Genomic DNA, 21,230 nt, shown 5'->3' on the forward strand with positions numbered 1-21,230 from the left:
TCCGGGTACACGAATTCGAGACCGAAGCGACCTCTCCGTTCATGTCCCCGCAAATCCTCGAAGCGGTCTCTCGGTTCATGTCCCCGCAAATCCTCATGTTCCCGCAAATCCTCACTCGGCTCATTGCGTCACCTCGTCACGAGTCATTTGTTTCCAGAACGCCAGGGGCGATCCGGCTGCGAAGCCCTCCGCGACCGGCGGCAGATACGGCGGCAGCACGTCGGGCTGGTCGCGCTCGCTGGTCGCCCAGCAGCGGCAGAGCCACTCCCACGGCGGATAATAGGTATCCCAAAGCGGGTCGTTCGCCGCTTTGACCATGCCGTTCAGCGCGCGGTGCGCGGGGCGTTCGCGGTCGTCGCCGACGCCGTGGTAACGGAGCTTCGGCAGCAGGCGCACGGTTTCCGGCGCGCGCTGCACGGCGATGCGGCCGGCGCCCTGCGCCGTGGCGACGTTCTGTTGATAGACCAGATTCAAATGCCAGGGGTCGAGCGGAGCGACGCCGGCGCTTTTGGCGGCGGCGCGCACGGTTTTGGAAAAATCGCGCACGGTGCCGCCGTCGGCCAGCGCCTTTTCAATGGCGGCGCGGGCGGCCTCGACGACGCGGGCCGATTCCTGGCCGGCGATCGTAAACGCATAGCGCCGCGCGGCCTCGTCGAGCGCGGCGGCCTGCTTGGCGGTGACGGCGGTCAGCCGCCGCCAGAATTCCAAGGCCTTTTCGGGCACGACTTTGTCCCAGCGGATTTTGCCGTTTCCATCGCGCGGGATGTCGACGCCGGCGGCGGTGAAGTCGAGGGCTCCGAGCAGGGGCGAGCGGGGACGGGGGGTCGAGCGGGGACATGAATCGAGAGCCCGTTGCGGGCTCGAATTCGTGTCCCCGAAACTTTCGGCCATTACGGGAACCGCGGACAGGGAATCGATCGCCTGGGCGAAGACGTCGGCGGCGGCAATGTCCGGCGCCTTGGCGCGGTTTTCGTCATTCGTCGTGGCGATGCCGGCCAGGGCGGCGGCGGAGAGGATCGGCGCGAGCGCGGCAGCGAATTCGCGGGCGAAGGATGCGGATGGGATTTCCGGGTACACGAATTCGAACTCGGAGCGAGTTCTCGGTTCATGTCCCCGCAAATCCTCATGTACCCGTAAATCCGCATTGTCGGCAACGATCGCCTCGATCAGCGCGTCGAACGGCCGCGCCAGGCGGTCGACGGCCAGCGGTTGCAGGGCGTCAAAGACCGCGAAAGAAGCCGGGACAGAGGATTGCGGCGAGGCCGCTTCGGTCTCGAATTTGCGTACCCGAAACATCGATGCTTCGGCGGTCAGCGGTTGTTGCGGCGCGGGTTGCGCGGCGCGGGTGATGACCGCGTCGCCCTCTTCGGGGCGCGCGCCGGGGGCGTAGGTCTCGTAAAAATAGTCGGCGCGCATCGGGACGCCGCGATCGAGGAGCGCCGTGTCGATGACGCTGCGTTTGGTCAGGTCGGCGATGCGGGTCAGGTCGAAGGTGAATTGCGGGTAGCCGGGCCGCTCGCCGAACGCGCCGATAACCAACGGCTTGAGCAGATTGTCGCTGAGGACCTCGGCCAGGTCGCGCGCGTCCCAATCGACGATTTCGTTCGTTTCTTCTTGATGCACCTCGCCCAGCGACCGCGCGCCCTTTTCGCCGGCGCTGGTGGTCAGCGTGCCGCCGAGGAACAACTCGGCCAGCGATTCGTCGAGGTAGGCGCACATGGTCTGGAACGCCTCGGACGAGCCGGCCAGCATGTCCTTGACGAACTCGATGCTCATGTCGGCGGGGATGATCGCGCCGGCGTCGCTGGCGATGTCGATGACCGCGCGGGCGAGCACCTCGATCTCCGGCGAGTTGATGTCATAGTTGGCCGGATATTTGGCCAGGCGCAGCGGCACGCCGTAGACCTCAAGGAAAGAAATCCAATCCTTGATCGTGAAGTTTTTGAAACACGCGACCCACAGCGCGGGAAACATGAGGCCGCCGGTGACGTAGCTGCCGCCTTCGTCCAATTCCCACACCAGCAGTTTGCCGCGCGGCACGGGCTGCCAATCGAGTTCGCCCTTGAATTCCCAGTTGTCGTTATCGACCACGCCGGCCGCGGTTTGCGGGTGGCGCAGCGCCCAGGCCGGTACGGCGCGGCCGCTGTCGAGCACGAGGCGCTGGCCGTCGTAATGACCATCCAGTTCCACCGCCTGGAAGCCGTAGCCGATGGCGGCGGTCAGCGCGTACAACACCTTGCGCGAAAAACGCGGCACGGCGTCGAGCGTGCGGTGCGCGAAGTCGGCGGCTTCGTCGCCGCGCGGGTCGTCGGCCGACGGCAGCACCTGCCAGGGACGGTTGACGATTTTGCGGCGGCGTTTTTCGTACACCGAGCGCAAACGCGCTTCGGTTAATAAATAGCGGTCGAACATGGCGCACAGGTCGCCGAATGAATCTTGATCGCCGTGGAGGGCGCCCTTCATGGCGGCGGAGATTTCGGCGGGACCGGCGCCGAGCTTGGCCGCGATGCGGTCGGCCTTGGGCACGGTGATGACGCGGCCGCCGGCCGTGCCGCGAAAGGCCTTTTGAAACGCTTTTAGCCAATCGCTAAAGGCCATTTAAAACCCCGCCGACCGGTCGACCGGCCGGTTGTAACGGCCCGGATCGGGCCGCAGCGATTCGCGCGTTTTGCCGTCGCCGCCGAGCCAGTCGGCGAGACGGCGCTTGACGACGGAGCGATACTCGAATTTGATCGCCGGCAACGTGGCGGCCTGGTTGCAAAGGCAGGCGGCCCACCAGGCGTCGGCGTGGCCGGTTTCCTCGCCGCGTTCCGAATCGAAGCGAAAGTGCTCGCCGCCGGACGGCAGGCGTTTGATCGAGTGAAACGCGGCGCGGATAAAATTCGCGGCCGGAATCAAGAAACGCCGGTCCTCCAGCGCGCGTTTGGCGCGCACGGCCAGGTCTTCCTTGGCGAGCATGGTGAAGGTGACCGGCAGCACGCGCGCGCCGTGGCGGCGTTGCAGTTCCTCGGCCAGCATCATGCCCAGGCCGGTTTCGTCGATCGCGAAGCGGCCGCAGCGGGCGGCCAGCGGTTCGATCAGTTCGAGCTGCCGGGCGAAGGGCGTGTTTTTCAGCACCGTCACCTGCCGGGTCAGCAGCACGCCGTTGGGCCGGCGTTCGCAGAGCCAGACCACCGTTTGATCGCGGCGGCGGCCGATGTCGCAACCGCCGAACACGTCGCCGGTCAGGTCGTGCAGCGGGGTGTCGATGCGGGCGTCGTCGGATTCGCAAGCGCTGATCAGGTCGTAAGGGATGAACGCGGCCATTTCGTCGAGGAAGGCGCATTCGTATTCCTGGGCGAACAATTCGTCGTCGGCCATCGCGGCGCGCAGCTCGGCGACGTTGGGGCGGTAGTGGACATTGCGCGCGGCCATTTCGTAAATATCGACGCGGTGCTTGCTGTAACCGCCGTGCAGGTCGCTCCACATTTCGTAGAACGGACCGCTTTTGCCGTTGGGCGTGGAGACCAGGCGCAACCGGTAGCCGCGCGAGATGATCGGCACGACGCCGGCCTTGATGGCGCGGCCGTCTGGGTGGAAGCCGAACTCGTCGAGGAAGACGTTGCCGGCGAAGCCGCGGGCGGTGTCGGCGTTGGCCGGCAGGCCGCGAATGATCGATCCGTTTTTAAAAACGACCTCGAGCAGCTTCACCGATTTATCGATGCCGTTTTCGCTGTAGCGGAATTCGTTTTCGCGAATCGGCTGGCCGGCAAAAATTTCGATCGCGGCGTTGATGGTCTGGACGTGCAGCGCGGCCTTGTCGATCAGCTCTTTCGACTGCCGTTCGCCGCGCGACAGATTAACCCAGCTCGTGCGCGGATGGTCGGCGCAGTCGATGACCTGGGCCAGCATTTCGGCGAAGGAAAAGCCGGCCTGACGGCCCTTGAGCGCGATTTTCAGGCGCGACAAATCACTGACCCAGTCGGCCTGCGGCGGGTCGAGCAGCGGCGGCTGGGGGCCATGCCATGCCGCATCCGCCGGATAGTCGGCGGCGGTCGGCACGTAGAACGGATCCTGGCCCGGACGCAGGATCATTTGAACCCCCAGATTTCCTTGATTTTGCCGACGACGGCGGCGGTTTTGTCGCCGGAATCGGCGCCGGTCGCGGCCAGCAGCCGTTCGGTGGCCTGGCGTTTGCGCTCCTCTTCCTCGCGCTGCTTGGCCAGTTCGCGCTCGGCGGATTCCTTGGCCATTTGCAGCTTTTCGTTTTCGATCGCCAGCCGCGAGCGCTGCAAATCGATCTCGAACTGCCGCGCCTTGGCGTTTTGCAACGAGGTGAGCAAATACCCGAGGTCTTTGATCGGCACGTCTTCCAGCGAGCCGGATCGTTTCAAAACAATCATTTCGGCGAAATTGATGATCGCCTTCGAGGCGTCGCCGTCTTGCAGGCCGGCCTCTAATTGCGCCTTGAATTTTTCGACGTCGCAGGCGCGCGCGGCCGCCTCTTTCGCGGCGGGGCCCTCGACGGCCTTCCACCAGCGCGAAATCGCGCCGAGCGAGATGTGCGGCACGGCCGCGTCGCCGGTCAGAACTTCGGCGGCGTTGTGCGCGTCGATGAGCGGGTTGAGGTCGGCGAGGATTTGACGGTAGCCGCGGCCGGCGCGGAACCAGCGCACGAACTGCGCGTAGATTTCAGGCGGCATCTGCGCCAGGCTGCTGGCGCGGTTGACGCCACGGCGGCGGGCGGGCGCGAAGGCGGCGGGCTGGGAAGAGGAATGTTGAATGGAGAATTGAGAATGTTGAAAATTAGAAGACGGGATCGCGGCAGGGATGCCGCTCTTACCGGCATCGGCGCTGGCGGTCGCGGCGTCCTGTCCGGGTCCGGCATTCTCCATTCTCAATTCTGCATTCTCAATTTTCTTCATCACGCCTGGGTCACTCCCGCGTCGGAGATTTTTTCCTCGGCCAGGTCGATGCCGAGGGCGGTGAGTTTGTACTCGCGACGGCGGTCGATGACGCGTTCGCCGGCGGCGGCGACGGCGTCGCGCGCGGCGGCGTAGCCGCACTGCACGAGGTAGCCGATCGCGGCCTCGTAATCGCCGGTGGAGACGCCGGACATGCCGCGTTTTTCGAGCAGCGCGCCGAGCAGGGTTTGCTCGGCGACGTGATGGGGATATTCCAAGCAGAGCACGTCGACGATCGCGCCGGCGAGGTCGGTGACGTCGGGGTTCGCGCCGTACGACGAGCGCCAACCGGCGGGCGTCAGGCGGTAAACGTAGGTGCCGCCGTCCATGCGCCATTCGATCGAGCCGCGGTCGCGGAGGTAATTCAGGGCGCGCAGGGTCTCGTCGTCGGTGGCGGTTTTACCAATTTCGCGGTTCAGCCGGCCGCGCCACAATTCGGCGGGGTATTCGGCGGCAATGCATTTCAGCACGAGTTCGCGCAGGGTGTCGGCGTCCATCAACCGGCTTCCTCCAGGGTTTGAATTCTGGCGTCGTAGCGGACCAGCGCCGTCTCGATGCGGTCGAGCGAGTCGGCGAATTTTTCGAGTTTGCGGGAGACGTCGAGAATCTGGGTGCCCGCGCCGAGGCGGATCTGGTTGAGCGCCTCGGTGCCGACGCTGGCGGTGAGGCTGGTGATGGCGTCGCTCTGCGTCGTCAGCGCGTCGGCGATGCGGATCTGGCCGGACTGGAATTGGTCGAGGGCGCGCTGCCACAGCGCCATTTCGGCGGTGTGATGGTCTTGCAGCATCCGCACCTGGCCGGTCTGCTGCTTTGACAGCCGCAACGCGGCGGCGACGACGATCACGACGACGAGCAGCAGGGCCAGCGCGAGGATGCCGGCGACGCCGGCGGAACCGTACGCCTTGACGATTTCGGGGCTGAGAATTCCGGCCGGGTCCATTTGGTTCCTTTCGTTCGAGTTTGCGGGCGGCGAGTCGCCCCGCCGCCCGCGCCACACAACCAGCCAACAAACAAACAAAGGAGGCTACGGACGAGCCGAGCTATAGCACAGGTTTCCGCGTTTAAATCGGGGCGTGTCCGAGCTGTCACCTTTTGTCCTGGTTTGTCCTAAAATACCGTGCAAGTAGCTGATTTATAACGATTAGCCATCTCGTTTGCCGGAATAATCGCGTAAGATATTGATTTGCAAATGGAAGTCATCCGCCGCCCGAAAAGGGCGCGGCGCGGGAGGTAAAAAAATAAATACAAAAAAGCCTTGACACCATAAACGGCAGCGTTTATAGTGTGAATGTAACGACGGAGGAAGTGACGATGGCCCAGGCAGCCCAACAGATTCAGGCGATCGACGAACGGTTGAACGCGGCGTATCACAGTGGCGGCATCGCCGCGTTGGCCGACGAACTGGGCGCAACGCTGGGCGCGGCGGTGACCCACAGCGCCACGACGCGCAGCGCCTACATTAAATTGAACGCGGCCGAGGTGCGGTTGTCGGATCACGCGGCCTACGGCCACAACCTGCCGTGGCACGTGCGGCCGGCGAACAGCTACCGCGCGCGGACGCCGCAAGCGCTTGGCGACGCGCTGCGCCGCGCGGTGGCGGCGGCGGCACGCAACATTAATACATACCGCCAATTCGCCGACCTGGTGGCGGCGACGAACGCGGCAGCCGGGCGCGGCGCCGGAGACCGGCGGGCGCTAGTGGAGTTGGCGGGGTTTTAAATGACCGATCGGTAGACCGCCGGCGCGGCCCGGCGGTGAAGGTGGCGTGGATTCCCGCTTTCGCGGGAATGACGAAAAGAGAAACCGGCCCGCGCGGGCAAGGAGAGGGGAAAATGACCGAACACGAACTGACCCAACTCGCGCGGGCCGCGTCGATCTACTACGACGGCGAGGAACTAGTTAAGTCGCGCGACACGATCGCCGATTTTCTGGCGGGCGCCGCGAACGGGCGGCCGGCCGTGCGCTCCGAAATCGACGGCCGCGACGTGCTGGTCTGCTCGCCGCTGCGGGCGCGCGGCGGCACGCTGATTGTCGTCGCCGACGGCGAGCATACGTACTCGGCGCTGTGCGCCGAGCCGGTACTGTGATGCGCGTGGAGTTGACCGGCGAGCTGCACTTGTTCCAAACGGTAGCCGGCGCGTATTGTTGGGCGTGGCGCGACGGCGCGCGGTCATGGATCGTCGGCTACGCCGACGTGGCGTGGCGGCCGTTGACGACGACGACGGTAACCGGCGCGCGGCGCGCGGCGGCGCTGATCCGCGCGAACTACGGCGGTCCGGCAGTGGAGCTGCCGGCGGTAGGCACGACGGGCGCGGCGGCGATTCTGGGTTTGTCGCCCGAGACGCTGCGGGTGCAGATTTACCGGGGAAAATTGCGCGCGACCGACGCGGCGCACAGCCACCAGATCGCGGTGGCCGAGGTGGCGCGGTACGGGCGCGAGAATCGGCGGCAAATAAACAATGTCATTTCGACTGACGCCTTGGGCGGAACGGAGAAAACCCTTTCGAGAGGGATTCCTCCACTCGGCGGCACTCGGTCGGAATGACAAAACAGGAGGATCGGATGATGAAACGGATAATTGAGAATGGTGAATTGAGAATGGTGAAATGGGCGCTACTGATGCTGTTGGCGCTGGCGCTGGCGGCCTGCTCGATGTCGGGCAAGGCGAACGACGACGACGACGACGGCGGCATTCCGCAGGCTGACGACGATGACGACAGCGGCGACGACGACGCGGCCGACGATGACGACAGCGGCGATGACGATGACGATGAAATGGAGTGCTGGGAGGTCTGGGCGATGTGCGAGTATCAGTATCCGGCAGATGGCGTGCCGGATGAGTGCGGGGCGATCGTCTATTATAAAGATACAGAGCCGGAGACCTGGGGTCCATACGCCATTTATATGGCCTGTATCGAAACGCTCGACGCCGACTGGTATGGCAATTTAGCCGATTGTGGCGAGAGCGGAGGCTGCGCCGACGACTGGAAGGACGATAGTTACCGATGCCATGAGTCTTTGCATCAGGCGATCGCGGACTGTTATTTAAATGAGAATACTAGGGATGACTTTTTAGATTGCCAACCCGCGCTTGGACCTGGCGGCGACTACAACTGCACCAACATCTAGTCCGCCTTACGCCACCACTAGACGCAGCGGCCTACGATTCGTAGGCCGTTGCTGTTTAACTTTTCCCCCACCAAAAAACAATTTTACCGACGATCTTTTCAACGATTTCATCAGGGGTAAAAACGAATATTTCAGAGGATGAAAGATTGTCCGGCCTAGCAACCCAGGCGTGGTTTTCGGCTTGAAAAATCCGCTTGATCGCTACGCCGCCATCGTGGCGGATGGCTGCGATCTTACCCAGCAGACAGCGCGGATCACGCTGCTCCAGGTCGACGGCCACCAGACCACCATCGGGAATTGTCGGTTCCATCGAATCGCCGCGAACGCGGACGCAAACGGTGCGGTCAGGATGTGGGCACCAATCCGAATTGAAGATGGATGGTATCCAGTCCTCGACCTGCAATTCATCGACCTCGGACGGGCTTCCGGCGGCGGCCTCGCCGGAGATCAGCGGCAACAAATAATAGGTTCCAGTCTGCCGCTTGTTCATTTTTTCCGGCTTTGATCCGGGCGCGAGAATCGTGACTGACGGTGTTTTCTCCTCGATCGTCCCGTCCATCAGCCAACGCACCTGAACCCCGAGCGCGGCAGCCAAGCGGGCAGCAACTTCCGCTTTGGCGACGTAATTTCCGGCTAAATATTGACTGAGTTGAACTGCGGACATACCTGCGGCATCGGCGATTTGGCTTTTTTTCTTGCCCGATCGCCGGATTGCAGCCCTTAGTCGTTCGGCAAACGGGTTCATAAAAAACTTACGCTAATCCGTATTTAATGCTTGACACGTATTAAGGAAACCCTTATCCTTGGCCTCGCAGACTTAAAAACGAGGCCATGATGCCCAAGAAAAATCAGGCCGGCAGCAGCAGCGAGTTCCACCCCAGAAGCAAATTGCCCCCAGAGCCGCGTCCCGCGCGGCAGACCCATAGACTATCTCTATCTCCCTTGCATTCGGGCCGTCAGCCCAAAGATCAAGACATCCGGATAATTCATCCGGTTGACGGCCCACATTTTTCCTTTTTTTTGTCCGAAACGCAATGTCTATTTTCGGGGGGAAATTTACATGCCGACGCGGCATTGAGTGACAGGTTTTTAGCGACCACCAACCAATCGGGAGAAGAAACATGGCACGGTTGTTTTTTTACGGGCCGCCGGGATGCGGTAAGACGGAGACGGCGCGGCGCCGCTATTCGCGGCATCGCGTCGTCGATCTGGCCGACATCGCAGTCGGACGGAAAACAGACATCAATGGAGACCACGTCATCGTTTGCGGCTACACCATCGATCAGTTCCGGATGGTTCTTGGCGCGCAGCCAGCGCAATTTGGGTTCACACCGCGCCAATTCGTTCCGCGCCAATCCGTCTCCGGCTGAGTTGAAGCTTGGCGTAGTGGCGCATGGCGGAGGCGACAAGACCGGCCGTGGTTTTATCGACGCCGAGTTTTTCGGAAATGTACGGAACGGACTCGGCGGAAATGTCGTTGACCCAGAAGACGTAGGACGGAAAAATGGTTTCCTCGCGGTTGAAAACGGGATAGCCTCGGCCCTTGAATTCGAGCACCTTCGCGCCGATTCCGGGGAACAGCAGCGTCACCAAAACGTAATTCAACCGCTCCTCGTCGCGGTAAACCATGCCGCCGGTCGGCGGCGCGGGGCTGACCGAAACCAGGTAGACGCGGTCGCGGCGGCGGAACCGGTAGCTCACCACGTTACCCGCATCGTAGATGTCCATAGGCTCCCCTCTGTATTAAATGATGGCGGATTCTACCAGACGATTCGGATCGCGGCAAAGGCCGCTATTGTAGGGGCAGGTCCCCGCGCCTGCCAGAACGTCAACAAAATACATTTCATGCACGGTGGGGCGGGCGCGGGGTCCCGCCCCGAATTTTCTGGATTTCCGCTTTCGCCGGGAATGACGGCGCAAAAGGCATTCACCACAGAGGACACCGAGGAACGCGGAGGGAGGACAGGAGCGGCGCGAATTCAATTCCTTAAAAGAGATCAGAAACAAAACCTTTTTATTCCTCTGCGTTCCTCTGTGTTCTCCGTGGTGAAAATGACGGCGGTGGCGGCATGACGCTCCGTCGCGCCGGCGCGAATCAATTGGACCTGGCCATCGGTCCGGTTCCCGGCGCGTTGGCGTCGCTATTAAATGATGCGACCGCCTCGTTGGCGGCGTTGCTGCACCGGTCGCCGCTGTCGCGCTACCAAATCGCCGAACAACTGACGTACCTACTCGGTCGAAAAATTTCAGACGTGCAACTCAACGCCTGGGTGGCGCAGAGCAACGCCAACCGGATGCCGGCCGACGTGCTGGTGTGTCTGTGCCGGATCCTGGGCAGCGCCGAGCCGCTCGACAAACTATTCGCCGGGTCGCCGTGGGTGGTGTCCGGCGCGGCCGACCGCGCTTATGCCGAGCTGGGCCGGTGCCAGATCGAAGGCGAACGGATCGCCGACCGCGCGGCCGCCGCGCGGCGCGCTCTTTTAAAGGATGCGAAATGACGCCCCGCGAACAAATCGTTTTCCGGGGACACGATACCGAACCGCAAAGTGCCATTCGGGTCATGTCCCCAGAAAACATGACGCCCTGCGAACAAATCGCCCGCAGCGATCGTTTACCCCTGACGCCCTCCCTGTCAGCGGCCTCGACGTCTGCAACCGCGGCGGGCGATTTGTCGGCGGGGCGTTGTGATGGGTTCGGCCTCTGGCTGCCGGTTGCCGTGGCGGCCGAGCTGCTCGGCAAATCGGCGGCGACGATCCGGCGCGAGTTGGCGCGGTACGACTCGCGCGAGGTGGCGGGGCGCGGCGGGCGCGGCGGCGTGGTGGTCGAAATCAATCTTTTTTCGCTGCCGAAAAAAGCGCAAACGAAATACCTCGCGGTACACGGCCCGGCGATCACGCCGGTTGACGGCGACGCGCGGCTGGCCGAGGAACGGTATCTGGCCAGCCTGCCAGCGTGGGCCCGCGCGGGCGCGCTGAAAAAACTGGCGTCCATCAACGAGTGGAAAGAGTTCGCGGCCGCGCGCGGCAACCCGGCGGGGACCGTCGCGTTGATGGACGAATTCTGCATCGGCAAGGATTTTAGCCGCACGAGCCTTTACCGCTGGATTCACGAACTGACCGCCAACGGCGGCGCGAGCGCGCTGGTCGACGCCTACGGCAACCGCGCCGGGTACTCGGCGTTGACGGCCGACGACAAAAAAGAGCTGGTGCGAATCTATTGCGTGCTGCAACAGTCGAAGGCGCAGGCCTACGACCGGCTAATCAAATTATATCGGCAGCGGCGCGAGATGCCGCCAAGCGCGTCGGCGGTACACGCCTACCTCGGCAGCGTCGAGATGGAGCGCGCGCGGACGTACCACGCGGGGCCGAAGACGTTCGAGCGCAAATACGACCCGTCGCTACGGCTGCGCTACGACGACGCGCTGCCGATGGATGTGGCGACCGCCGATCATCACAAGCTCGACATCCATTGCAAAAAAGTCACACAGCGCGACAAGGCCGGCCGGCCGGTGCGGTGGGTGATTTACCGGCCGCAACTGACGGCGTTTCACGACGCGAAGGCGCGGCGTTTTCTGGGCACGGAGTTTTCGCACCACCCGAACGGCGAGACGATCAACCGGGCGTTTTACAAAATGGCGTCGCGGTTCGGCGTCCCGAAAACGATCAAGTTCGACTGGGGCAAGGACTTCACGGCGAAGCACTTCCTGGCCGGTTCGCACCACCCGAAATTCAAGAACTACCGCAGTTCCGAGTTGAAAGGTTTGTTCGCGCTGCTCGACGTCGAATTCACGGCGGTCGCGCCGTTTCACGGACAGTCGAAGGTGATCGAACGGCATTTCAAACAGGTGGCCAACGAGTTCGCCCGCAAGTGGCCGACCTACTGCGGCAAGGACGCGGCGAGCGTCCCCGAGCTGCTGCGCGACACGATGCTCGCGGGCGAGCGCGAATTGAAAAACGGCATCGACACGGCGTTGATCCCGACGATCGAACAGGTCGAGGCCGAGTTCGCGCGCTGGGTAGAGACCGAGTACCACAACACGGTGCAGAACGGCGACGGCATGAACGGCCGCAGCCCGAACCAGGTCTGGAACGAGGAGATCGGGTTGACGGCGGTGCGCAAACCGGCGGCCGAAATCCTGCGCTACTTCTTGATGCGGAAATCGACGCTGGTGACCCGCGACGGACTGGAAATTTGCGGCAACCTGTACCGCGCGCCGGAAATCTGCGGCGACGTGTGCCGCCGGGTGCATGTCTACTACGACCCCGACGACCTGGCGAAAATTTACGTCCACGACGAAAAGGACGCGCCGCTGTGCGTGGCGCTGGCCGACAAGCGCGCCTCGCAGTTCCAAAACGAGGGGCAATACCGGTCGATCATGAACGACCGGAAGGCCGCGCGGAAACTGGCGCGCGATTTGTCCGGTGCGCGGATCAGTTTGAAGGAACGCGAACTGGAACTGCGCCTGCTGCGCGCCGAGGGGACGACGGCGGCGCGCGACGACAACCCGACGCCGGCCGCGCCGCCGGTGATCGACCCGATGTTCGGGACGGACGCGGGACGGAAGCTGCGCGAGTTCGCGGAATACGAAATGCGGGCGGCGGCGAACGCGCCGGCGCCGCTTCCGGACGGGCCGAGCGCGGGCGAACTGGCCGGCGAGATGTTCCGGAGTATCACCACAGAGGACGCGGAGAAACACAGAGGGGAAAACCCACTCTTTGTCATTTCGACCGCGCCCGCCAGCGGCGGGCAAGCGGAGAAAACCCTTTTGGAGAGCGATTCCTCCGCTCGGACGCTCTCGGTCGGAATGACAACGGAGACAACCCGCACCGCGGATCGCGCCACCGATCCGGACATGCGCTGGCAGGACTTATACCAACCAACCAACCAAACAGAGGGAGACTGATATGGGAGAATTGAACGTAGTGACGACCACCGCGCCGAACACCGCCGACCTGATTGAACTGGCGCGCGCGAAGGCGTTCGATTGGCTGGGCGCGTCAGCGACGCGCAGCCAGGGCGACGTTGCCACCGGCACCGGCATGAGCCGGGCGACGATCAACCTGTTTCTGGCCGGCACGTACAAGGGAGACAATTTAAATCTGGCGCGCAACGTGCTGCAATTTCTGGAGCGGCACGAAAAAACCGAGCAGCATAAATACCATTTGAACGCGGTTGAAACGCCTGTTTATCAGGCCGTAACCGTAGCGCTGGAAATGGCGAAACACGGCCAGCGCATGGCCGTGATCTACGGCGCGCCGGGCTGCGGCAAGACGTTCGCCGCCGAGCAGTTCGCGGCCCGCGACCCAAAAGGGTCGCTGATCATGATGCTGCGCTATGGCCTGGGCCAGCCGAAGGGGTTTATCGCCGAGTTGTTGCGGCTCCTGGAGGGCAAGGGCGACGAGCGGTTTTGGGCTCCTTCGCGGATGGCGCGGATGATTATCGACAACTTGCGGGCGCGGCCGCGCTTCGTGGTCGTCAACGACGGCCAGATGCTGCGGTTCCGCTGCTTCGAATTCCTCACCGCGATCGTCGAACAAGCGCACTGCGGCGTGGCCGTGATCGGCCACGAATGTATGAAAGACACGATCAGCGCGGGCAAGCGCGTCGATTCGGAGACGTTCGACCGGATCAAGGATTTTTCGTCGTTCACGCACGTATCGCACCTGGGCATCCCGAAGGTCATCGACCAGGTGGACGTGGACGACGTGCGCCGGGTGGTGACGCAGATTCTGCCGGACATCACCGACGACGGCGTGAAGTTCTTTGCCGACGTGAACGCGTTCCCCTCGATGCGGGCGATCGTGCAGACGGCGATCGATGTGCGCGGCCTCCAACTGCGGTCGCGCAAACCGCAACCCTGCAACGCCCAAACCATCGCCGCCGCCGTGCGCCTGCGCACCCCGGCTGATTTTTAGGAGGCTACATGAAAATCAATCTATTGCGCCCGATCCAGATCACGACAAGTCAGGCCATCGGCCTCTCGACCACCTTGGATTGCGCGGCCGCGCGGCTGCGCGATCTGGGCGTCGAGAACACCGCGCGCCACTGCGAGCGGCGGGCTGATGAATTACGAAAAATTTATTTGTGGGTCGAACCGCGAATGCACCCCTCGACAAGACTCGGGGCAGGCGCGAATGAACGCGAATTGCGGGATCACCTCATCCCGGCGATGGCTGCTGAAACGTTACGCAGCTTGCGCGCGCTGCGCGAGCAGAGCGAGTCAGACGTGGCGATTGCCAACATCGACGCGGTCATTGCGCATATTGAGGCGCGGTGGACGGTGAATGCCCCCGCCCCTGTCATTTCGACTGCGCCCGCGTCTCGCGGGCAAACGGAGAAACCCCTTTCGGAATTAAAAAGCGATTCCTCCGCTCGGACGACCTCGGTCGGAATGACCGAGACGGAGGCCAATCATGTCGGCTAACCCCATCGCCACCGTCGAGCTGCCGGCCAAATTGACCGCGTGGAACGAAACGCACATCGACGAGGCGCTGCGCCGCATCGGCGACAGCGAGCGCGTCATCGCCCAGGCGGCGCTCGATCGCGACGGGGCGATCGCCCGCGCGAAATCGGCCTTTGAAAAAATCGAGAAAACCGAGAAGGCGATGATCGCGGCGCTGAAAAAGCGCATCCGCGCGGCGGCGGAACGGCTGCGCGGCGGATGGACGAAAAAATCGGCGAATTTCCAGTGGGGCGCGGTGTCCTTTCATTTCCAGCCTAAACACCTGGTGCCGATCGACGCCGAACACACCGAGGAGCAGGCGATCGTGCGCCTGGAGGGACTGGGACATGCCGACGCCGTGCAGATCATCAAGCGCGTTCGCCTCGAAATTTTGGAGGCGAAACCGGCCGAGGTGATTACGGCGGCGGGCTATCGCTGGGCCGATCCGCGCGAAACCTGCGAGGTGAAAACGTCGCTGACCATCGCCGCCGAACAGGCGGCGGCGAGGCCCGAAAAGGAGAGATCATGAACGCGAAAAAATCAAAGCACTTGCGGCGGGCCTGGCGCGGCAAGGCCCCGCGCGAAATAAAACAGTTCAGCAAGGGCGCAACGGCCGCCTGGCTGAACGGCCTGGGCCGCCTCACGGCCGAGTTGGAGTCCGAGGAGGCAAACCGCCGTCGCCGCATGGCATGACGGCCCTTCACGGTCCTCGCCCCCGCGGGGCGGGGGCCGCGAGCGGCCGGAAATGCATTAGCGCGGTGAGATTTTTTTGGCCTAATCGCGACCGATGGAATCGCAAAAAAAAAGGGTGGTCGCTCGAAGCGAGGCGATGATGATCCAAACGACGCAACAAACCATGACGCTCCCGCCGCGGCCAGGCCGGACGGCCGCTCCAATCGAGCGCCGGATAGCCGACCTGCTACAGGTCAATCACCGCGGACGCGAGCGCGCCCTGGCGCGTCGGGCGCTCGTCGCGGCCACCGGAATCTCCGACCGCGAAGTGCGCGTAGTCATCGCCTCGCTGGTGACAACTCACGGCTGCCCGATCGGCGCGTCGCCGACGGGCGGGTACTACTGGATCGACGATCCGGAGGAGCTGCGGAAGGAGTCCGTCGCCCTGACGAAAAAGATCGGGTCGCTGGCGCGGCGCGTGCGCGCGCTCGTCGGCGGCGACGAGGCGGCGCGGCTGCTGGGGCAGATGGATCTGGGCGATCAGCCGCGAATGAACGCGAATGAACCCTTCGACAGGGCTCAGGGCAGGCGCGAATCGAACGAGACCAATCATGTTTAGCCACACCGGCCGTTTTTACCGCATCGTCGGCCGCGCGATCGGCGCGGGCGAGCGGTGCGAATTGGGCTGCACCTGGCGCGGCCGCGCGCCGCACAACGTGCTGGTCTGCGCGGAGCGGTCGGGGCTGCTGGTGCTGCCGCTGAGGCGGCTGCGGAAGGTTTCGTCATTCCCGGCGAAAGCGGGAATCCAGAAGAACCAGAAGACACGGAGGCGGGGAAATGACAGTGATGCTTAAGGTAACCGGCCGCGTTTACCGCATCATCGGCCGCGCTCGCGGTGCCGGCGAATTCTGCGAACTGGTGAACACCTGGCGCGGTCACGGCCCGCATAACGTGCAGGTGCGTGCGGATAGAAGCGGGCTGCTCGTGGTGCCGATGAGGCGCTTGAGGAAAGTGATTGCAGAGCCTTTGCATCGGCCAACGAATGTGGCTCCCGTGCTGGTGTGCGGCGACCCCGACAGCATTGCCTTCGGAAAAAGGGCCGAAATAAGCCTTTGTTCTATGTGCAAAGGTAATGGTTCGGATAGCGAGTCGTTTTGCCCCAAAAAATACGGCTGGAAAGATCTGATCGAAATGAGCGTCCTCAATGCCATGCAAGCATAAAACCGAAGTGTACTCCCGCATCGTCGGCTACTACCGGCCCGTCCAGCAGTGGAACAAGGGCAAGCAGGCGGAATACGCGGACCGGGTGCCGTACAAACTGGCGGGATCAAATCAAGCGGCGTGGGCAAACGGTAAGAGCGGCATCACTGCCGCGATTCGCGGAAAGGAACAGTGATGGATAGCGAACAGATCATTCTAAAAGCAATTGAAAAAATATTGGTCCGCACCGTGAGCCTCGCACGAAACGTTGACAGTTCGATTTTACTATCGATCGATCAGGATAGGGATCCCGATCAAGTGATTTTTACCGTAGCCGACAGTTACGTTCGGGAGATGAGCGGGCCTAAAACCTATTGCGGAAAATCAATTCAAGAGGCGCTGGAAAAGTGGGTTTCCGATGCCAAGTAAAGAGCTATCCGACGCCGACCGCCACGCGGCGCAAGTGCTGCACCGCCTGGGATTCGGCGGGCCAAAAACGCTGCCGAAAATGAAACTGGTCCGCTGCCCGCAATGCGGCGGCCGTGAGCCGCATCAAACCGGATGCCCCAAATGCCACGGCGACGGAATGGTCGATCTCCTTGTCATTTCGACTGAAGGCGCGCCGCGCGCCGGAACGGAGAAATCCCTCTCTAAATCCGAAAGCGATTTCTCCACGCTCCGGAGCGTGGTCGGAATGACAGAAAATGAGGTGGAATCATGATTGACAGCGCACGCCGCATTGACAGCGCCGAACGCGACGGCACCGAGGATCTGCGGCAGGAAATAGATGATCTACGCCGGTTGCTGCACGAGCAATCGGCGAGGGCGGACCTGGCCCATCGCGCCGAATTGCATCAGGTCGCCGACGCGGCGGCCGGCTGCAAACACTGCGGCCAACCGGCCGAGTGCCCGGCGTGGCGGGCGGCACAGGGGAAAATCGGGAGGATGACATGAGGCGACTATTGCTGGCGTTGATCGACGGCGACGAGCGCGTCCTACGCGTCGAGCGCGGGCTGTTCGTGGCCGCGTTGCTGGCGATCGACATACTGATCGGGATACAGATCGCCCGTTACGCGGGGGTGACGCCGTGATATTTAAGTGTCCCGTCTTCCATCTGTTTACGAAAAATCAGAACCAGTGCCAGGACTACAAAGAGGCTGGTCGGCGCCAATGCGCGACCTGCCGGGAGTCGCTGGTCGAGTGCCCGGACAAGGATCTCGAAGACTCGAACAAACCCACGCCGCCGCCGGAGCGGAAACAAAAAATGCCGGATGGATTTACGCCAAAAACGCACGGCGCGCGGTATCCGCTCGACCTGGCGGCGCACCGGCCGGCAGGGCGAGCAAAACCGAAACCTGTCACTGTCATTCCGACCGACGTCGCGCCGCGCGACGGAGCGGAGAAAACCCTTTCCGAAAGCGAAAGCGATTCCTCCACGCTCCGGAGCGTGGTCGGAATGACAAAAACCAACCAACCAACCAAGCAACGGGAGGCTATCATGAAAAACGAAAAGGGCGAACGGATTTGCCGCACGTGCGAGCGTGTGGGAACGCCCGAAAACAAAGTTTATCCGGGAAGCGGCGAGTGCCGCGAATGCCACAACGCCTATCAGCGCAAATTGCGCGCGGAAAAAACGCGCAAGGCGGAAGAGGCGTATGCGAAAAATAAATATATCGCCACGGCCCTTGGCGGCGCGGGAGGGAAACCCACGCCAGATAAAACGAAGCCGATCGCGCGGCTGGCCGAACCGGTCATTTCGACGGCCGCGGAGAAATCCCTCTCCGAATCCGAAAGTGATTCCTCCGCTCCGTCGCGAAGCGCCGCGTCGGTCGGAATGACAAATACAGAGGATCAGCAGACCGCCGCGCACGAGCAAGTCGCGGCGATGAGAAAGCGACTGATGGCGCAATCGGTCAAACCTGTCATTTCGACGGCCGCGGAGAAATCCCTCTCTAAATCCGAAAACCCTTCCTCTTTTCTTTCCTCAAATGAGAGGAAAAAACCGGAAGCCTCAAACCCTGAGCCTCAGTCGATGCCCACGCTGCGCCTTATTGGAGCGACCGCGCTCGACGTCCAGGCGTTCCTGGACGCGGCCAAGGGGCGGCCGGACAGCGCGAACTATTACGCGCTGCGGATCGGGCAAACAATTCTCGACGCGATCGCCGCGCCGGCGGATAGGAGTTAAAAAATGAAAACGACAAAAGAGGAACGGCTCGGTTGTTTATCTTCCGCCGCCCTCGCCGGCGGCATCCTGCTCATCGCGATTATCGCCTGGGCGGTAAAAACCTACTTCGCCGCGAAAATATTTGCGTGGGTGCTGTCATGATGTACATCGACAAACATCATTTAATGCAGGACGGCCACAACGTCGATTTTTTACCCACGCCCAACATGGGCGGAACGATAACGCCGCAGTACCTCGTGCTGCACTACACGGCCGGAGGCTCTGCCGCCGGCGCGGTGTCGTGGCTGACGAGCGCGCAGAGCAAGGCCTCGGCGCACCTGGTCATCGGGCGCGACGGGAAAATTACGCAGCTCGTGCCGTTCAACCGCTGCGCCTGGCACGCAGGAAAATCGCGGTGGAACGGGTTCGACAACCTCAATGAGTTGTCGATCGGCATCGAGCTGGTGAACGCGGGGATGCTGACGCTGAAAAACGGCGACTGGCGCACGCCGAGTCAAACGCTGGTGGCCGACGACGACGTCGTCGTTGCCGTCCACAAAAACGACACGGTCGAGCGCGGCTGGCAGAAATACCCCGAGGCGCAAGTCCTCGCCTGCGCCGCCGTGGCGCGGGCGCTATTCGCCGAATACCCGCTGAGTGAAATCATCGGCCATGATGATATTGCGCCGTTCCGGAAAATCGATCCAGGCCCGGCGTGGCCGATGGACGAGTTTCGGACGTTGATTTTCGGGAAGAGGTGAACCGCGAATGAACGCGAATACACGCGAATCAAATAATGTCATTTCGACTGACGACGCGTCGCGCGTCGGAACGGAGAAACCCCTTTCGAGAGGGATTCCTCCGCTCGGAAGCCTCGGTCGGAATGACAAAACAAGCGTAGGTGATGCGAATCAAACAATGTCATTTCGACTGACGACGCGTCGCGCGTCGGAACAGAGAAAACCCTTTCGAGAGGGATTCCTCCGCTCGGAAGCCTCGGTCGAAATGACAATTAACGGAGGGTTAAATGAACGCTAAACAGGTCGTAAACAAAGTGAAGGGCCCACGCCCGTGGTATTTGAAAAAGAAATTTATCGCCGGCGTCGTCATCGCGGCGATGCTGATTCTGCAAGCGGCCGGCGTGCCGGTCGCGCCGGCGATCGTGGCGGCGGTGACGGCGATCGTGCAGGTGCTGCCGGATGATTTAGGCGAGGATGCGCCGCTGCCGACGCCGGCGCCGGGCGATCTATTGAACCAGGGCGAGGACGACGACTCTCCCGATCAAGGAAGCCCTGATTTTATTGTCTCCACCACGGATGACGACGAGGGTCACGGAGAAAAAAAGACGGATTTGCAGCCGTGAACACGGCGCAACAACTGCCCGCGATCGGCAGCGCCTACACCGCCAACGTGCGGCGGTGGCAGGCGTTGATGACGGAACTGGCGCGGCTGGCCGGCGTGCCGCGCGCCGACGTCGAGGCCGAGTGCCGGTCGATCATTCGCGCGGCGTCGGGCCAGGGGTCGAGCAAGGGGCTCGACGCGCGCGGGTGGGGGCGGTTGTTCGTTTGGCTGGACGAGCAGCTCGGGAAGTACAGGGAAGGCGTGGATTCCCGCTTTCGCGGGAATGACGAAAGAAAAAACCGTGCTCCGGACGAAAGCCGGGATCCGGAAAAAGGCGTGGATTCCCGCGTTCGCGGGAATGACGGGGGGAATGACGGGGACATGAACGGAGAACTCGCCGCGAGTTCGAATTCGTGTACCCGGAATCGCAAGGCTAAGGCTCCGACTGCGCGCGGCCACGGCGCGGACCTGCTGTCGTCGTCGGCGCAGCGTTACGCGCTGGAAACGCTGCGGCAGTTGTGCGAGATGAGCGGCGAGGACTTCATGGCGTTTTGCCGCAAAAAATTCGGGTTCGCCGTGCCGGCGACGCGGGGCCAAGGAAACAAAACGATCAACGCGCTCAAGCCGATGGCGCTGCACCGGCATCAGGTTAAGGCGCGGATCGGGCGGGCGCTGGATCTCCCGAACCTCGACGCGCCGGATCGGGCGTTCCTGGCCGACGTGCTGGCGCGGTTCGGGAACGGCAAACAGGGCGCGAGCGTGCGGATCGGATCGATCCCGATCGCGCTGAAAATATTGGGGCGGTATGGCATCGAGAAGTCGCATGCAACTCACGCCGACTGAGCGGATCGCGGCCTACGAGCGCGAGACGCGCGAGCGCGTCGTGGCCGACGCCGAGCGCCGGCTACCTGACCGACTGTACCTCTCGATCGGCGAGGTAGCCGCCGTGCTGTCAGTCAGCGAGAAAACGGTCATTCGTATGATTAAATCAGGCTCGCTGTGCGAGGCTAGAATCAATGGCGGACGACGGCTGCCGCGCGGCGACGTGTTGGAGTTCATTCGCCGCAGCCTGCGGCCGGCGCGGTTTCGCGGCTAGGTCGGCGGTTCGTTTTTTCTTGGCGGTCACGCGCCGGAGCGGCCGCGATCGCTCTTTTAAAATCGAATGGGGCAGAGTCGCGGCGGCTGGCACCGCCGCAACCGTTGACGGAACGACCGCCAACCCGACTTTCGCCGGCTGCCCACGGGGTATCCGCGGGGCATTTTAGGCGGCGAGCATAGGAGATGCAACATCATGAGGAGCCCAATTATCTGGCTTGGGAGCAAGGGTTCGTTGTGCGCC

Annotated in this window: 32 protein-coding genes; 25 read left to right on the forward strand and 7 right to left on the reverse strand. The window is 62.7% G+C overall.

All coding sequences use genetic code 11. The features are described from left to right. Positions 1 to 120: 120 nt before the first annotated feature. The 5 genes from WC493_RS12165 to WC493_RS12185 are packed head-to-tail and all read right to left on the reverse strand — an operon-like array spanning position 121 to position 5,883. Complete coding sequence (locus WC493_RS12165; protein WP_373065782.1) at positions 121 to 2,598, reverse strand: DUF935 family protein; 2,478 nt, start codon at positions 2,596 to 2,598, stop codon at positions 121 to 123. Beyond that, the gene (locus WC493_RS12170) at positions 2,599 to 4,074 is read right to left on the reverse strand and encodes a terminase large subunit domain-containing protein (protein WP_373065783.1); all 1,476 of its coding nucleotides are present in this window, start codon (positions 4,072 to 4,074) and stop codon (positions 2,599 to 2,601) included. After that, complete coding sequence (locus tag WC493_RS12175; RefSeq protein WP_373065785.1) at positions 4,071 to 4,907, reverse strand: hypothetical protein; 837 nt, start codon at positions 4,905 to 4,907, stop codon at positions 4,071 to 4,073. The genes WC493_RS12170 and WC493_RS12175 overlap by 4 nt, the downstream gene beginning before the upstream one ends. Beyond that, entirely contained in the window at positions 4,904 to 5,440 is a 537-nt protein-coding gene (locus tag WC493_RS12180) for a hypothetical protein (RefSeq protein WP_373065787.1), read from the reverse strand. Before WC493_RS12180 ends, WC493_RS12175 begins: the two co-directional genes overlap by 4 nt. Further along, a complete protein-coding gene (locus tag WC493_RS12185; protein WP_373065788.1) occupies positions 5,440 to 5,883 on the reverse strand; it encodes a hypothetical protein in 444 nt (147 codons plus the stop codon). The genes WC493_RS12180 and WC493_RS12185 overlap by 1 nt, the downstream gene beginning before the upstream one ends. A gap of 371 nt (positions 5,884 to 6,254) precedes the next feature. On the opposite strand from WC493_RS12185, the gene WC493_RS12190 reads away from it, so the two are divergent. From WC493_RS12190 to WC493_RS12205, 4 genes are all read left to right on the forward strand, one after another. Further along, a complete protein-coding gene (locus tag WC493_RS12190; RefSeq protein WP_373065789.1) occupies positions 6,255 to 6,662 on the forward strand; it encodes a hypothetical protein in 408 nt (135 codons plus the stop codon). A 113-nt stretch (positions 6,663 to 6,775) separates the two neighbouring features. Next, on the forward strand, positions 6,776 to 7,030 hold the full coding sequence (locus tag WC493_RS12195) for a hypothetical protein (protein ID WP_373065790.1): 255 nt from the start codon (positions 6,776 to 6,778) through the stop codon (positions 7,028 to 7,030). After that, positions 7,030 to 7,488: a hypothetical protein gene (locus tag WC493_RS12200; protein ID WP_373065791.1), complete on the forward strand. Its 459-nt coding sequence runs from the start codon at positions 7,030 to 7,032 to the stop codon at positions 7,486 to 7,488. Before WC493_RS12195 ends, WC493_RS12200 begins: the two co-directional genes overlap by 1 nt. Positions 7,489 to 7,505: 17 nt before the next feature. Then, a complete protein-coding gene (locus WC493_RS12205; protein ID WP_373065793.1) occupies positions 7,506 to 8,072 on the forward strand; it encodes a hypothetical protein in 567 nt (188 codons plus the stop codon). Between the two features lie 55 nt (positions 8,073 to 8,127). Here WC493_RS12205 and WC493_RS12210 read toward each other — a convergent pair whose 3' ends face one another. Continuing rightward, a complete protein-coding gene (locus WC493_RS12210; RefSeq protein WP_373065794.1) occupies positions 8,128 to 8,817 on the reverse strand; it encodes an XRE family transcriptional regulator in 690 nt (229 codons plus the stop codon). Between the two features lie 376 nt (positions 8,818 to 9,193). Here WC493_RS12210 and WC493_RS12215 point away from each other — a divergent pair, with 376 nt between their 5' ends. Further along, complete coding sequence (locus WC493_RS12215; RefSeq protein WP_373065795.1) at positions 9,194 to 9,442, forward strand: hypothetical protein; 249 nt, start codon at positions 9,194 to 9,196, stop codon at positions 9,440 to 9,442. On the opposite strand, the gene WC493_RS12220 is transcribed toward WC493_RS12215, so the two are convergent. Beyond that, complete coding sequence (locus tag WC493_RS12220; RefSeq protein ID WP_373065796.1) at positions 9,399 to 9,800, reverse strand: hypothetical protein; 402 nt, start codon at positions 9,798 to 9,800, stop codon at positions 9,399 to 9,401. The genes WC493_RS12215 and WC493_RS12220 overlap by 44 nt on opposite strands. Before the next feature lie 341 nt (positions 9,801 to 10,141). Between WC493_RS12220 and WC493_RS12225 the strand changes: the two genes are divergently transcribed. The 20 genes from WC493_RS12225 (at position 10,142) to WC493_RS12320 (ending at position 20,987) form a co-directional block, all read left to right on the forward strand. Further along, positions 10,142 to 10,570 carry a hypothetical protein gene (locus WC493_RS12225; RefSeq protein WP_373065797.1) on the forward strand — a complete coding sequence of 143 codons (429 nt, stop codon included), beginning with the start codon at positions 10,142 to 10,144 and terminating at the stop codon, positions 10,568 to 10,570. Next, positions 10,567 to 12,975, forward strand: a complete 2,409-nt coding sequence (locus WC493_RS12230) for a Mu transposase C-terminal domain-containing protein (protein ID WP_373065798.1) — start codon at positions 10,567 to 10,569, stop codon at positions 12,973 to 12,975. Before WC493_RS12225 ends, WC493_RS12230 begins: the two co-directional genes overlap by 4 nt. Position 12,976: 1 nt before the next feature. Continuing rightward, positions 12,977 to 13,987: an AAA family ATPase gene (locus tag WC493_RS12235; protein ID WP_373065799.1), complete on the forward strand. Its 1,011-nt coding sequence runs from the start codon at positions 12,977 to 12,979 to the stop codon at positions 13,985 to 13,987. Between the two features lie 8 nt (positions 13,988 to 13,995). Continuing rightward, positions 13,996 to 14,496 (forward strand): hypothetical protein, encoded by a 501-nt coding sequence (locus WC493_RS12240; RefSeq protein WP_373065800.1) that lies wholly within the window; start codon positions 13,996 to 13,998, stop codon positions 14,494 to 14,496. Next, positions 14,486 to 15,043 carry a host-nuclease inhibitor Gam family protein gene (locus tag WC493_RS12245; RefSeq protein ID WP_373065801.1) on the forward strand — a complete coding sequence of 186 codons (558 nt, stop codon included), beginning with the start codon at positions 14,486 to 14,488 and terminating at the stop codon, positions 15,041 to 15,043. The genes WC493_RS12240 and WC493_RS12245 overlap by 11 nt, the downstream gene beginning before the upstream one ends. After that, positions 15,040 to 15,207, forward strand: coding sequence for a hypothetical protein (locus tag WC493_RS12250; RefSeq protein WP_373065802.1), 168 nt, complete (start codon positions 15,040 to 15,042; stop codon positions 15,205 to 15,207). Before WC493_RS12245 ends, WC493_RS12250 begins: the two co-directional genes overlap by 4 nt. 136 nt (positions 15,208 to 15,343) lie before the next feature. After that, a complete protein-coding gene (locus WC493_RS12255) occupies positions 15,344 to 15,805 on the forward strand; it encodes a hypothetical protein (protein WP_373065803.1) in 462 nt (153 codons plus the stop codon). Then, positions 15,798 to 16,040, forward strand: coding sequence for a hypothetical protein (locus WC493_RS12260; RefSeq protein ID WP_373065804.1), 243 nt, complete (start codon positions 15,798 to 15,800; stop codon positions 16,038 to 16,040). The genes WC493_RS12255 and WC493_RS12260 overlap by 8 nt, the downstream gene beginning before the upstream one ends. Next, complete coding sequence (locus tag WC493_RS12265) at positions 16,024 to 16,407, forward strand: hypothetical protein (RefSeq protein WP_373065805.1); 384 nt, start codon at positions 16,024 to 16,026, stop codon at positions 16,405 to 16,407. Before WC493_RS12260 ends, WC493_RS12265 begins: the two co-directional genes overlap by 17 nt. 7 nt (positions 16,408 to 16,414) lie before the next feature. After that, complete coding sequence (nrdD, locus tag WC493_RS12270; protein ID WP_373065806.1) at positions 16,415 to 16,582, forward strand: anaerobic ribonucleoside-triphosphate reductase; 168 nt, start codon at positions 16,415 to 16,417, stop codon at positions 16,580 to 16,582. After that, a complete protein-coding gene (locus WC493_RS12275) occupies positions 16,582 to 16,815 on the forward strand; it encodes a hypothetical protein (protein ID WP_373065807.1) in 234 nt (77 codons plus the stop codon). Before nrdD ends, WC493_RS12275 begins: the two co-directional genes overlap by 1 nt. After that, positions 16,805 to 17,107, forward strand: coding sequence for a hypothetical protein (locus tag WC493_RS12280; protein ID WP_373065808.1), 303 nt, complete (start codon positions 16,805 to 16,807; stop codon positions 17,105 to 17,107). Before WC493_RS12275 ends, WC493_RS12280 begins: the two co-directional genes overlap by 11 nt. After that, positions 17,104 to 17,340, forward strand: coding sequence for a hypothetical protein (locus WC493_RS12285; protein ID WP_373065809.1), 237 nt, complete (start codon positions 17,104 to 17,106; stop codon positions 17,338 to 17,340). Before WC493_RS12280 ends, WC493_RS12285 begins: the two co-directional genes overlap by 4 nt. Further along, on the forward strand, positions 17,337 to 17,477 hold the full coding sequence (locus tag WC493_RS12290) for a hypothetical protein (protein WP_373065810.1): 141 nt from the start codon (positions 17,337 to 17,339) through the stop codon (positions 17,475 to 17,477). The genes WC493_RS12285 and WC493_RS12290 overlap by 4 nt, the downstream gene beginning before the upstream one ends. After that, the gene (locus WC493_RS12295) at positions 17,474 to 18,571 is read left to right on the forward strand and encodes a hypothetical protein (protein ID WP_373065811.1); all 1,098 of its coding nucleotides are present in this window, start codon (positions 17,474 to 17,476) and stop codon (positions 18,569 to 18,571) included. Before WC493_RS12290 ends, WC493_RS12295 begins: the two co-directional genes overlap by 4 nt. A 3-nt stretch (positions 18,572 to 18,574) precedes the next feature. After that, complete coding sequence (locus WC493_RS12300; protein WP_373065812.1) at positions 18,575 to 18,712, forward strand: hypothetical protein; 138 nt, start codon at positions 18,575 to 18,577, stop codon at positions 18,710 to 18,712. Continuing rightward, positions 18,709 to 19,311, forward strand: coding sequence for an N-acetylmuramoyl-L-alanine amidase (locus WC493_RS12305; protein ID WP_373065813.1), 603 nt, complete (start codon positions 18,709 to 18,711; stop codon positions 19,309 to 19,311). Before WC493_RS12300 ends, WC493_RS12305 begins: the two co-directional genes overlap by 4 nt. A 266-nt stretch (positions 19,312 to 19,577) precedes the next feature. Then, complete coding sequence (locus tag WC493_RS12310) at positions 19,578 to 19,913, forward strand: hypothetical protein (protein ID WP_373065814.1); 336 nt, start codon at positions 19,578 to 19,580, stop codon at positions 19,911 to 19,913. Then, positions 19,910 to 20,734, forward strand: coding sequence for a hypothetical protein (locus tag WC493_RS12315; protein ID WP_373065815.1), 825 nt, complete (start codon positions 19,910 to 19,912; stop codon positions 20,732 to 20,734). The genes WC493_RS12310 and WC493_RS12315 overlap by 4 nt, the downstream gene beginning before the upstream one ends. Continuing rightward, positions 20,715 to 20,987 carry a helix-turn-helix domain-containing protein gene (locus WC493_RS12320; protein WP_373065816.1) on the forward strand — a complete coding sequence of 91 codons (273 nt, stop codon included), beginning with the start codon at positions 20,715 to 20,717 and terminating at the stop codon, positions 20,985 to 20,987. The genes WC493_RS12315 and WC493_RS12320 overlap by 20 nt, the downstream gene beginning before the upstream one ends. The last annotated feature ends 243 nt before the right edge of the window (positions 20,988 to 21,230 follow it).

This window comes from Zavarzinia sp., from assembly GCF_041650655.1.
Lineage (GTDB): Bacteria > Pseudomonadota > Alphaproteobacteria > Zavarziniales > Zavarziniaceae > Zavarzinia.